This window comes from Escherichia sp. MOD1-EC4550 (assembly GCF_963876935.1).
Taxonomy (GTDB): domain Bacteria; phylum Pseudomonadota; class Gammaproteobacteria; order Enterobacterales; family Enterobacteriaceae; genus Escherichia; species Escherichia coli_F.
On the sequence record NZ_CAWNSE010000008.1, the window covers coordinates 94318 to 107818 of the forward strand.

Genomic DNA, 13501 nt, shown 5'->3' on the forward strand with positions numbered 1-13501 from the left:
AGTTGTATTAAATATCTCGCCTGCCGTGAAATATTTCCCGTCCACAAAATGAGCGATTTTTGATAGCACCTTGCTATTGCGTGTCTAAAATACAATAAACATTATATTATACTTAAAACATAATTATGCATAGAGAAATAAAATGATTACCGGGTGTGGTAATGATAAAGATAAATTTCAGTGTGAAGCTTATCTTTACCCCCCATGATTATTTTAGATTTAGAAGAACATTTCACAATTCAAGGATAAAAATATGGGCTCCACATTTAACATATACGGCGATATTCTTCCAACACTCGACATGTATTCGGGACTAAAACCTTGCCATAAAAAAAGCAACCAACCATTTGACATTAACACGGAAATTGAAACCATACAAAAACAAATTAATTATGATATAAATCATTTGAATGATGGTTTTATTAAGCGTGTACTGAATGTTTTTATTCATCTTATCTCTAATCCCGATAATCTCGAATTAACCTTAAATCGATATTCATCAACAACAGAACAAATCATCGCCAAAACCAAAAGAAATGGTTTAAATGAGTTTGAAATTAACGATCTAAAAATAATATTTAATCGACAAGATGATAATGAAAGCGTATTAACTGTTTACCACAAAGATATAAGTCATAGTTGCAATGTTAAAACCGAACAACTGCAGCAGTTTATTAAAATAATGGAACAAAAAGCGCAACTACCAATCTATATTGACAAGAACAATTTGAAAGAGAGCATTTTCTCTGTTTTGCGAAATGACCCACAGCACGTAGAAAAAGAGCAATACCTTCCCTTTGATAAGTTTTTAACACATGCCTGCAAAAGTTCAAATTCATTTGAAGTGAAATTAGATGCCACTCATCAATATCGACATCTGAATAACTTCATGATTTCTTTTGACCCAGTAGAAAATCAATTAACAATACGGGATAACAATAACGAGACTGAAACTATCTCGTTGACAAACTTACAATGGGAAAATGTGCTGCAATACTACAGAGAAAATCACCAGCAGCCAAATATAGCAGGATCACGAAATCTCACGGATAATAGAGATAAAATAAAAAATACAATATCCACCTCTGAAATTATAGAGTGCGCCTCTCCTGAAATAAGAAATAGCGTTCTGAACGATCTTTATAGCATTGCTAACTTCCTCCCGGACAATAATCTGACACCAAATGAGAGCTGGAAAAGATTTTGTCATACATGTGAGCGCTTTTACGTTGCTCAGAAGAGTATCACTGGAGATAAGAGTGAACGTCTTACGCGAAAACTCTCTGTCTCTGATGCAGGAATTACAATGACCTTCAAGATAGGTGATGTTGTTATCAATACTATTAGCACTGCTATTCCTAAAGATGAATCGGGTCAACGGTGTATCAAAGGGTTGAATTTAGCGGGAATGGATTTAACCGGCATAGACTTGTCTAAAATGGCTCTAAGGAATGTCAATTTTAATGGCAGCATTCTTAGAAAAGCGGATTTCTCCGGTACGATCTGTGAAGGCGTGGATTTTACAGATTGTGATCTGCGTAATGCAAAATTCGAAAATGCCACATTAGAAAATAATGATTTTCGTAAAGTTCGCTACTTGACTTATGTAAATTTCAAAAACGCAAATCTACGAAACTGTAACTTCAGCGGAAAAGTTCTCACTGGCGTTAATTTTACTGGAAGTGACCTTAGTAAGGCTTATCTTGAACACATAGATTTCACATCAGTCATTCTATATGAAACATCTGCAACATCTGCAACATCTGATACTTCTAAAATACCTGAAATACCTGGAGCACCTAAAATACCTGCAACACCTCGAATACCTGGTACACCTAAAGTAATTCTTACTGGAGCAATACTAAATTATTCCGATCTATCGGATAAAGATCTTTCAGAATATGATCTTACTGGTACTGTCTGCATGTTTACCAATTTTACAAACGCTAATTTAACAAAATGCAAACTGTTTAATACAAACTTTTCTGCTGCAACATTTAACAATACTAATTTCACTGGTACAGAAGGTTCTAATATTCTATTTAACCATGCATGGTTGTTCAATACGATATTTATAGATACGATTTTTAAAAATGCCTGTTTTTTCAATGCCAAAGTGAATAATGTTTCTCTTAAGAGTGCATATCTTTACAATGATAATATCGATAAAAAAGCCAATGACAGTACCGATAAACAAGCCAAGAACAGTACCGAGCAACAGGACAGTAACAGTTTTAATCAAGCCCGTTTAAAGAAAGAAGTGAATAGCACTTTTTCCATTCCGGGTTTAACGTCTTATCAGCCAACGTATATAGTTGACGAATAGTTCAATAATCACCCAAACAGAGTGAGTATGGCAGAGGATATAAATTGTTAACCGCCTCATCTATCATTCATGGATGAGGCGCATTTATCAGTCGATGTAAGCTGAAAATGTTCCGCCATCCAAAGACAAACGCCGCAACTCCCCTGCGGCGTTTACTATTTCATCGCCCCGCGTTAAGAATTCATTAAGCTTCATCCGTATACTCCTTATCTGTCGCACTGAATTTGACGAGAAAAAAGCAATAATAAGGAGCAACAAGTTGAAAAAGCGCATCACCTTTATCGTTTTTCTTTGCGCCATCGTGGCGGCAAGCCTGTTTTTTGTGCAATCCTGCGTCCGTAAAAGCCAGCATGTCGCAGGGTTTCAGAATTATCAGGCCACTATCGATGGTAAAGAGATTACAGGAGTAACTAAAAATATCTCCTCACTGACCTGGTCTGCGCAGAGCAATACCTTGTTTAGCACTATCAACAAACCTGCAACCATCGTTGAAATGACGACCGAGGGCGATCTGATCCGCACCATTCCGCTCGATTTCGTTAAGGATCTCGAGACGATTGAATACATTGGTGATAATAAATTTGTCATCAGTGATGAACGTGATTATGCCATTTATGTGATTTCACTTAACGCTGATTCGGAAGTGAGCATCCTCAAAAAAATTAAAATCCCATTGCAGGAAACGCCAACCAACTGTGGCTTTGAAGGGCTGGCTTATTCCTCTCAGGACCATACCTTCTGGTTTTTTAAAGAGAAAAATCCGATAGAGGTCTACAAAGTTACCGGGCTATTGCGTAGCGATGAGTTGCATATCAGCAAAGATAAAGCGTTGCAGCGTCAGTTTACTTTGGATGATGTTTCTGGTGCGGAATTTAACCCACAGAAAAATACGCTACTGGTGTTGTCACATGAGTCACGCGCCCTGCAGGAAGTGACCGTGACAGGTGACGTTATCGGCGAAATGTCGTTAACCAAAGGCAGGTATGGCCTTTCACATAACATCAAGCAGGCGGAAGGGATAGCGATGGATGCCAGTGGCAACATCTATATCGTTGGCGAACCCAATCTTTTTTATCGCTTTACGTCGACAAAATCACGATAACAGTCTGGCAGGTTCTCCTTTTTTGTTATTAACTTGTTAACTCAAAATAATACAAACAAGGAAGAACATGAATTCGACATCGCATCCCGTAGAACGTTTTTCTTTCAGCACCGCGTTATTCGGGATGCTGGTTCTGACCCTAGGTATGGGTTTAGGCCGCTTTCTCTATACGCCGATGCTGCCAGTCATGCTGGCGGAAGGCGAGTTTTCCTTTAGCGAACTCTCATGGATCGCCAGTGGTAACTATGCCGGGTATCTGGCGGGGAGCCTGCTGTTTTCATTCGGCGCGTTTCATTTGCCCTCACGCCTGCGCCCATTCCTGTTAACTTCGGCCCTCGCAACCGGATTATTAATCCTCGCGATGGCGTGGTTGCCGCCGTTTCTTCTGGTTTTCATCATTCGCTTTCTGGCAGGGGTCGCCAGCGCCGGGATGTTGATTTTCGGCTCGACGCTTATCATGCAACACACCCGCCATCCCTTTGTTCTTGCGGCGCTATTTTCTGGCGTTGGCGTCGGCATCGCTCTGGGCAATGAATATGTGCTGGCAGGCCTGCATTTTGCCCTCTCTTCACAAACGTTGTGGCAAGGTGCCGGGGCACTTTCTGCCATAATATTGCTTGTTCTGGCGCTGCTCATTCCGTCGAAGAAACATATTATCGCACCAGCACCATTGGCAAAAATTGCCCGACAACCCATGAGCTGGTGGTTACTGGCGATTCTGTATGGTCTGGCGGGTTTTGGTTATATCATCGTCGCCACGTACCTGCCGCTCATGGCGAAAGACGCGGGCCAGCCTGTGCTGACGGCTCACCTCTGGACACTGGTTGGCTTGTCGATTGTCCCAGGTTGCTTTGGCTGGCTATGGGCAGCCAAACGGTGGGGAGCATTACCTTGCCTGACCGCGAATTTGCTGGTGCAGGCTGTCTGCGTACTGTTAACCCTCGCCAGTAGCTCTCCTTTATTACTCATCATCAGCAGTATTGGTTTTGGCGGCACCTTTATGGGTACTACCTCGTTGGTGATGACCATCGCCCGCCAGCTTAGCGTGCCGGGAAATCTTAATCTTTTGGGCTTTGTGACACTTATTTATGGTATCGGGCAAATTCTTGGCCCGGTGCTGACCAGCATGCTCGGCAACGGAACGTCGGCGCTCGCTAGTGCCACGCTCTGCGGCGCAGCTGCGCTATTTATCGCAGCGTTAATCTGCGGGATGCAAATATTCAAAATACATACGAATTACTCTTAGTTGATTTAATGAATTTAACTTTTCAGTACAGCACGTAAAATAACTAAAACACCCTTGTTCTTTGGAGGTGCTCAGCCACCGCCACTATTATTCATGGTTTAGCAAATTTACGGCTAATTCATTATTTCTGGTCATATTATAGTCAGGATCGTTTTATACCTCCGTGCTAGAAAAAACACGTTTAATTCTGTTTTTTCACGGAAGGTCACTATGGCTTCGACAAATGCGCAGCAAATAAAAAATAATGATCAAAACTCTTTATGCGGTCTGGGTGACAAAATACGCCGCCTGGCCGCCGGAGTTTGTTTATTCACACAAATTTTTTTCCCCGTCATGGTGACGGCACAAAATGTGGTACACGCTAAACCCCAGATGACAGTTTCATCTCCTCCCCCTCTTACAGAAAATAAAACCGTACCTTACACGCTTGGCGCGCTGGAATCAGCGCAAAGTGTTGCTGACCGGTTTGGTATTTCACTGGAAGAGCTTCGTCGTCTTAATCAGTTTCGTACTTTTGCCCGCGGCTTTGATAACGTGCGTCAGGGTGAAGAACTGGATGTTCCGGCAACAACCTCGCAGAGAAGTCATGAGCTACAAAATGCCGTATCACCGGCGAATGCCGAAAACACTCTGGAGAATCAAATAGCCAGCACTTCACAGCGAGTTGGCACTCTGCTTTCACAAGATATGAATAGTGAGCAGGCGAGCAGCATGGCGCGTGGTTGGGCGTCTTCAGAAGCCTCTGGCACGATGACTGATTGGTTAAATAACTTTGGCACCGCGAAAATCTCTCTGGGCGTGGATGAAGATTTTAGCCTGAAAAATTCGGAATTCGACTTCCTGCATCCATGGTATGACACACCCGATTATCTGCTCTTCAGCCAGCATACTCTTCACCGAACGGATGATCGCACCCAGATCAACACCGGTTTAGGCTGGCGTTACTTCACCCCCAGTTGGATGTCAGGCATCAACCTGTTTTTTGATCACGACCTGAGCCGCTATCACTCCCGCGCGGGACTTGGCGCAGAATACTGGCGTGACTATCTGAAGTTGAGCAGCAATGCTTATATCGGCCTGACCGGCTGGCGTAGCGCACCAGAATTGGATAATGACTACGAAGCCCGCCCGGCCAACGGCTGGGATTTACGCGCGGAAGGCTGGTTACCAGCCTGGCCACAACTGGGTGGAAAACTAGTCTATGAACAATACTATGGTGATGAAGTGGCGCTGTTTGACAAGAATGATCGTCAAAGTAATCCCCATGCTATTACCGCGGGCCTCAACTATACCCCCTTCCCGCTTCTGACTCTCAGTGCGGAACAACGTCAGGGGAAGCAAGGTGAAAATGACACACGTTTTGCCGTTGATCTGACCTGGCAACCCAGCAGCTCAATGCAGAAACAGCTTAACCCGGACGAAGTGGCCGGACGGCGCAGTCTGGCCGGTAGTCGTTATGACCTGATTGATCGCAACAACAACATCGTTCTGGAATACCGCAAGAAAGAGCTTATCCGCCTGAGTCTGCTGGACCCAGTGAAAGGGAAATCGGGAGAAATAAAATCGCTGGTTTCCTCGTTACAGACCAAATATGCCCTGAAAGGCTATAAAATCGACGCTGCTGCGCTGGAATCTGCTGGAGGAAAAGTCAGCACTTCCGGAAAAGATATCACAGTCACGCTGCCTGGTTACCGCTTCACTAACACCCCGGAAACCGATAATACGTGGCCGATAGACGTTACCGCTGAGGATGTAAAAGGTAATCTGTCACATCGTGAGCAAAGCATGATCGTCATCCAGGCTCCGGCATTAAGCCAGAAAGATTCTCTGTTATCCGTTAATCCGCTAACCCTGGCAGCAGATAAAAAATCGACTACCACATTGACTGTGACTGCGCACGATTCCGACGGTACCCCGGTTCCGGGGCTGGCACTGCAAACCCGCAGTGAAGGTGTTCAGGATATCACTCTGTCTGACTGGACAGATAACGGGGATGGTAGCTACACACAGATGCTGACTGCAGGAACGACTTCAGGTTCAGTAACACTGACACCGCAACTTAACGGTGAGAGTGCGGTAAAAGAATCCATCGTCGTTAATATCGTCCCTGTTGTCTCATCCCGCGACCATTCTTCAATATCCATAGATAACATATTGTATTATGCCGGAGACGACATCAAAGTCAGGGTAGAACTGAAAGACGACAACAATAAACCGGTTGAATATCAAGAAGACGCGTTGGTAAAAGCCGTCACTGTCGAGAACAGCAAACCAGGCGCCACGGTTGTCTGGCACGAAGAGCATCCGGGCGTTTATGCAGCGAATTATCCGGCCCATAAGCAAGGAGCAGCCCTGAGGGCACAACTTAGCCTTCACAACTGGAATACTCCTCTGCAATCGCATATTTATAATATCGAAGCAAACCAGAATAAGGCTCACGTCGCCACATTATCCGCAACGAATAATGACGTTTACGCCGATAAAAAGACGTTTAATACCATCACTATTAACGTTACTGATGAGAGTGATAATCCCCTGAGAAATCATCAGGTCACCTTTAAGAATGAGAAAGGAAGCGCGGAATTTGTAGAACCGACGCAGCAAAATACTGATGCACATGGTGTTGCCACAATCAACATGATAAGTCAGGTTGCGGAAGAAAATACGATTAGCGCTACGCTGCCAAATGGTTCTACTCAACGGGTAACTGCGAAATTTGTTAGCGATTCGAATACGCCAAAACTCAAACAACTGGTTGCCGCGCCAGATACCATTAGTGCTGGTAATAGCCAGGGTAGTACCCTGACCGCCACCGTCACAGACTTTCATAACAACCCGTTAAAAGATATGAAAGTGAATTTTGTGGCACCAACTGACTCGCAACTGGACAACACGACCGCCACAACTGACCAGTCCGGGATTGCGCGGGTGCACCTGACCAGTTCAAAAGCAGGTAACTATACCGTCGATGCCTCGCTTGAGGCGGATAAAAATATTCACCAGTCGGTTACGGTTACCGTGGTCCCAAACAGGGAACAATCGGTAATTATTTTGAATGCCGGATCGGGCAGTACGATTGCTAACAATACAGATACCGTTACCCTGACTGCCAGTGTGAAAGATGTGTATGGACACTCACTACCGGATGAGGATGTGAAATTTACCTTGCCAGCATCTATGACAGGAAACTTCACGCTAAGTAGTGACACCGCTCGCACCGATTCAAACGGCAATGCCGTGGTCACATTGCGAGGCACAAAGGCGGGTGAGTTTACAGTGACGGCAACGCTGAGCAGAAATAATACCAGTGCTAATCAGCTAGTCTATTTTATTGGGGATACAAGCAGCGCGCAGCTCCAGCCGCTGACTGCCTCATTAAATACCATAGTTGCTGGCAACAGTACGGGGAGTACCCTGACAGCAACGATCCTGGACGCTTACCAAAATCCGCTTAAAGACCAACAGGTCACTTTCCAGAGTAACGATGTCACACTAAGCGGAACAGAAGTCACCACCAATACGCAGGGTCAAGCGACGGTAATAATGACCAGCAATATTGCCGGACAACATAACGTCGTGGTGAGCCGGAAAGCGCAATCATCCGATAATAAAACGTTTAGTTTATCAGTGCTCCCGGATGAAAGTTCGGCGAAGATAATAAGTATAACCGGAGCCGAAAAAACGATAATGGTTGGCGAAAACATCACGCTACGTATACACGTACAGGATGCGTTTAATAACGTCATAGCCGGTCAACGCGTCAGATTAAGTGCGCTGCCAACAGCTAACATTACGATAGACGATACGGCTTACACCGATAATAACGGCTATGCGTACGTTAACCTTATCAGCACCCAGCCTGGGGTCTATCAGGTGACAGCAACGCTGGACAATAACAGTAGTCGTAAAGTTGACGTGAGTGTGGCAAAGGGCAAACTCGAGTTAACATCATCGAAGCCAGAAACCACGGTCCATAACAGTGAAGGTATTACACTGACCGCAACGGCAAGAAATATTCAGGGTGAATTGATGCCGGGGCAAATTATCACCTTTAGCGTAACACCTGATGGTGCAACGCTAAGCAATACAGGGGAAATCCTGACTGATCAGTCAGGTCAGGCCAAAGTGACGCTGACCAGTGACAAAGTCAATGTATATACCGTTACGGCCACAATGGGCAAAGACGTTCCCGTTCAGAGCCAGGTGACGGTTGCGGTTAAGGCTGATGCTACAACGGCACATGTTGTGAGTGTCGTGGCTTCTCCTGACACCATAATCGCCGACGGGGTTGATAGCAGCACCATCACTTCACGAGTAGAAGATGATTATGGATTCCCGGTTGAAGGTGTCGACGTTAGTTACAGCTTAGACACCAAAGGCAGCCCGGTGATTAATAATCCAACTACGCGTACCGATCAGTCCGGGCAAGTCACGGCGACAATAACAGGTACATTGGCAGAAGCTCTAATTGTCAATGTTCAGGTCCCTGGCACAGTCCACAAATCCGCAGCCATTACATTGATTCCTGGTACAGCAGATGAAAGTAAATCAACATTGAAATCTAGCGTTAGCTCTTTTATGGCTGACTTCCAGGAGAGCGCGACACTTACGTTAATATTGCAAGACAAGTACGGTAACCCGATAGTGACGTCTGATCATCTGGAATTTGTCCAGTCAGGTGCCTACGTGAACCTCCTGAAGTTGAGCAATATTGATTACAGCCAAAGAAATTATGGCGAGTACACCGTCACTGTCACTGGCGGCGTAGAGGGCAGAGCGACTCTCATTCCTATGCTGAACGGTGTTCATCAAGCAAACTTAAGCATATCACTGGATCTTGTCCGCTCAATAAAAGACATGCACGGTCATGTAACAGTCAACAACCATACCTTCACAACGGCTACATTCCCCAGTGAAGGTTTTATAGGGGCGTACTACACACTTAATGATGACAACTTTGAAGCGGGTAAAACCGTTAGTGATTATATGTTCACAAGTTCACAGAGTTGGGTGTCTGTCGATGCTTCAGGTAAAGTTTCTTTCACAAATACCGGCGACCAAACTTCAGTCGTAATAAGCGCTGTTCCCAGACAAGGAGGTACAACCTACCAGACATTAATTAAGCTGAAAGGCTGGTGGGTGAATCATGGGAATCAAACCAATATCTGGCTAACTGCCAATGCGTTCTGCAACGCGAAAAGTGATGGATATAATCTTCCTGGCGTCGCACATTTAACGTCTGGCGAAAACAAACGCACGTTGGGATCGCTATATGGTGAGTGGGGGAACGTTGGGGAGTTTTCCAGTGATTCGCAATTTACCGCGGGTGCTTACTGGACCAATCAACAGGATGATTACAATAGACACGTCTATGTGCAGATGCTGACGGGCAGGATTGGAAGCGACGCAGATTCCAGCGCTCAACTAACTGCCTGCCGTAAATCACTTTAATTTCTGAAGTAGTTATTAAAGGATACCCTTTTGCGAGGGTATCCTTTCAGACTCATGACAAAAGCCAAATTGCCTGATGCGCTACGCTTATCAGGCTTACACTATCTCTCTAATATATTGAATTTTTATGCTTTTGCAGGGAGCGCAAGGCGTTTATGCCGCATCTGGCACGAGCAAACATTAATCAGCTCTTTTCTTCGGGCACTCAAGAAACTCAACAGCAACCGTTGATGTCAGCCAGACCCCGTTTTCCGCTTGCCAGAAAGGGATGCCTCGTTTCGCCATTTCCTGTGCTTTGACGGTTAAAATAACCGGCGATCCGTGTCTTGCTCCCACTTTGCGTGCCGTTGCTTTATCAGCAGAGAGATGCACGTAATGACGCTCTCCTGGAATCAGCCCTTGTTTTTTTATCTCGTCAAGAAAGCGGCTTGCTGTACCGTGGTAGAGAAATTGTGGCGGTGTTTTTTCGGCAAAGGCAATGGCGACCTGCGAAGTCGAATGCCCCTGAACCGCGCGAATGCACCTACTATCACTGGAATAACTAAAACGCTTTTTATCGCTGGTGGCGACAACGGTATCCAGTAATGCACGGGTTAACCGCTTACCTGCTTTTTGTGCACAAAGTATGAGCTTATCAATATCCGCCCATCCTTCACGGTCAAGTACGATACCAATCGCCTCCGGTTTATGCCGGAGAACAAAACTTAAAAACTTGCTCGTATCCGCCAGCTCTTTTTCGTTGTACTTTGCCATCGCATTTTCGTCCCTGGATTTTCCGTTTTTATTTACTCACGTCATTGTCACTGGATTTATGAATTTTCTGCAACGAAATCCTTCGCAGCATATTGTTCAAACAGCGTAATTTTTCCGCTATGCAAAAAACGCATAGCCAGAAACATACTTGCATTTTCCCCATACCCACATGGCTGATAAGGTTTTTCAGCTCCAGGAATTTTCCTGGCTCAAGCAACACACAAACACAAAAAAACAATGGGGATTGTTATGACACAACAAGGGGATGCTGTAGCCGGGGAGCTGGCGACAGAAAAAGTGGGCATTAAAGGGTATCTGGCTTTTTTTCTCACCATAATCTTTTTTTCCGGTGTTTTTTCCGGGACAGACAGTTGGTGGCGCGTTTTTGATTTTTCCGTTCTGAACGGATCGTTTGGGCAACTGCCTGGTGCGAACGGAGCCACCACCTCATTTCGCGGAGCGGGTGGCGCGGGGGCTAAAGATGGCTTTCTCTTTGCGCTGGAGCTGGCACCGTCAGTCATTCTCTCTCTGGGGATTATTTCAATTACCGATGGTCTTGGTGGATTACGCGCCGCGCAGCAGTTAATGACACCTGTGCTAAAACCATTGTTGGGCATTCCAGGAATCTGCTCGCTGGCGCTGATCGCTAACTTGCAAAACACTGATGCCGCCGCCGGTATGACCAAAGAGCTGGCGCAGGAAGGTGAAATTACCGAACGCGATAAAGTGATTTTCGCCGCATATCAAACCAGCGGTAGCGCCATCATCACCAACTACTTCTCTTCCGGCGTCGCGGTGTTTGCCTTTCTGGGGACGTCCGTAATCGTACCTTTAGCCGTCATCCTGGTATTTAAATTTGTCGGTGCCAATATTTTGCGCGTCTGGCTTAACTTTGAAGAACGTCGCAACCCAACGCAAGGAGCGCAAGCATGACAACTCAGGTCCGCAAAAACGTCATGGATATGTTTATTGATGGCGCGCGCCGTGGCTTTACTATCGCCACCACCAACCTGCTGCCCAACGTGGTGATGGCATTTGTCATCATTCAGGCACTGAAAATTACTGGCCTGCTCGACTGGGTGGGGCATATCTGTGAACCCGTAATGGCGCTGTGGGGATTGCCAGGTGAAGCGGCAACCGTCCTTTTAGCCGCATTAATGAGTATGGGCGGCGCAGTCGGTGTTGCCGCCAGTCTGGCAACCGCCGGCGCATTAACCGGCCACGATGTCACTGTTTTACTGCCTGCAATGTATTTAATGGGCAACCCGGTGCAAAATGTCGGTCGCTGCCTGGGGACAGCCGAAGTGAATGCCAAATATTACCCGCACATCATTACGGTCTGCGTCATTAACGCATTGCTGTCGATCTGGGTTATGCAGCTTATTGTTTAAAAAGGAGTTATCATGATTGATTATTCCGCAGCCGGTTTTACCCTGCTGCAGGGAGCGCATTTGTATGCGCCGGAAGATCGGGGAATTTGCGATGTCCTCGTCGCTAACGGCAAAATTATCGCCGTTGCCAGCAATATCCCTTCTGACATCGTACCTGACTGCATGGTCGTCGATCTCCGCGGGCAGATCCTCTGCCCAGGTTTTATTGATCAACACGTCCATTTGATTGGCGGTGGCGGAGAAGCTGGCCCCACTACGCGTACGCCGGAAGTGGCGTTAAGTCGTCTGACTGAAGCGGGCGTCACGTCAGTGGTTGGACTGCTGGGCACCGACTCTGTCTCTCGCCACCCGGAATCCCTGCTCGCCAAGACCCGTGCGCTCAATGAGGAAGGCATCAGCGCCTGGATGCTGACCGGCGCTTATCATGTACCTTCCCGCACCATTACAGGTTCCGTGGAAAAAGACGTGGCAATTATCGATCGCGTGATTGGCGTGAAATGCGCTATCTCTGATCACCGCTCTGCCGCACCGGACGTTTATCACCTGGCCAATATGGCGGCGGAATCCCGCGTTGGCGGTTTGCTCGGCGGTAAGCCTGGCGTCACTGTGTTCCACATGGGCGACAGCAAAAAGACATTGCAGCCTATCTATGACCTGCTGGAAAACTGCGATGTTCCCATCAATAAGTTGCTGCCGACCCACGTTAACCGCAACGTACCGTTGTTTGAGCAGGCGCTGGAGTTTGCGCGCAAAGGCGGTACCATCGACATCACCAGCAGCATCGATGAACCGGTCGCCCCTGCCGAAGGTATTGCCCGCGCCGTTCAGGCCGGTATTCCGTTGACACGCGTCACCCTCAGCTCCGATGGTAACGGTAGTCAGCCGTTCTTCGACGACGAAGGGAATTTAACCCATATCGGCGTTGCGGGATTTGAAACGTTGCTGGAAACCGTACAGATGCTGGTCAAAGACTACGATTTCAGCATCAGCGATGCTCTACGCCCACTCACCAGTAGCGTGGCCGATTTCCTTAACCTGACCGGGAAAGGCGAAATTTTGCCAGGCAATGACGCAGATTTGCTGGTCATGACGCCAGAACTGCGCATTGAACAGGTATACGCCCGCGGCAAACTGATGGTTAAAGACGGCAAAGCCTGCGTGAAAGGAACGTTTGAAACGGCATAAACGGTTGTCAGCCGCCCGAATGGACGTAGAATGCCCGCAAGGGCGGC

The 13501-nt window shown here is 46.5% G+C and carries 8 protein-coding genes; 7 read left to right on the forward strand and 1 reads right to left on the reverse strand.

Translation table 11 applies throughout. The features are described from left to right. The first annotated feature begins 253 nt into the window (after nucleotides 1-253). From AACU19_RS05030 to iatD, 4 genes are all read left to right on the forward strand, one after another. A complete protein-coding gene (locus AACU19_RS05030) occupies nucleotides 254-2326 on the forward strand; it encodes a pentapeptide repeat-containing protein (protein ID WP_105278758.1) in 2073 nt (690 codons plus the stop codon). A 259-nt stretch (nucleotides 2327-2585) separates the two neighbouring features. After that, nucleotides 2586-3428 (forward strand): SdiA-regulated domain-containing protein, encoded by an 843-nt coding sequence (locus tag AACU19_RS05035; protein WP_123009415.1) that lies wholly within the window; start codon nucleotides 2586-2588, stop codon nucleotides 3426-3428. 67 nt (nucleotides 3429-3495) lie between these two features. Then, nucleotides 3496-4674 carry an MFS transporter gene (locus AACU19_RS05040; RefSeq protein WP_088144644.1) on the forward strand — a complete coding sequence of 393 codons (1179 nt, stop codon included), beginning with the start codon at nucleotides 3496-3498 and terminating at the stop codon, nucleotides 4672-4674. 210 nt (nucleotides 4675-4884) lie between these two features. Next, on the forward strand, nucleotides 4885-10125 hold the full coding sequence (gene iatD, locus AACU19_RS05045) for an inverse autotransporter IatD (protein WP_105278759.1): 5241 nt from the start codon (nucleotides 4885-4887) through the stop codon (nucleotides 10123-10125). Between the two features lie 180 nt (nucleotides 10126-10305). On the opposite strand, the gene kptA is transcribed toward iatD, so the two are convergent. Then, nucleotides 10306-10878 carry an RNA 2'-phosphotransferase gene (kptA, locus tag AACU19_RS05050; protein ID WP_039020416.1) on the reverse strand — a complete coding sequence of 191 codons (573 nt, stop codon included), beginning with the start codon at nucleotides 10876-10878 and terminating at the stop codon, nucleotides 10306-10308. A 249-nt stretch (nucleotides 10879-11127) separates the two neighbouring features. Between kptA and AACU19_RS05055 the strand changes: the two genes are divergently transcribed. The 3 genes from AACU19_RS05055 to iadA are packed head-to-tail and all read left to right on the forward strand — an operon-like array spanning nucleotide 11128 to nucleotide 13454. Continuing rightward, a complete protein-coding gene (locus AACU19_RS05055) occupies nucleotides 11128-11811 on the forward strand; it encodes a nucleoside recognition domain-containing protein (RefSeq protein ID WP_001295597.1) in 684 nt (227 codons plus the stop codon). Beyond that, nucleotides 11808-12269: a YjiG family protein gene (locus tag AACU19_RS05060; protein ID WP_000211971.1), complete on the forward strand. Its 462-nt coding sequence runs from the start codon at nucleotides 11808-11810 to the stop codon at nucleotides 12267-12269. The genes AACU19_RS05055 and AACU19_RS05060 overlap by 4 nt, the downstream gene beginning before the upstream one ends. A gap of 12 nt (nucleotides 12270-12281) precedes the next feature. Then, complete coding sequence (gene iadA / locus AACU19_RS05065) at nucleotides 12282-13454, forward strand: beta-aspartyl-peptidase (protein WP_105278760.1); 1173 nt, start codon at nucleotides 12282-12284, stop codon at nucleotides 13452-13454. Nucleotides 13455-13501: the final 47 nt, after the last annotated feature.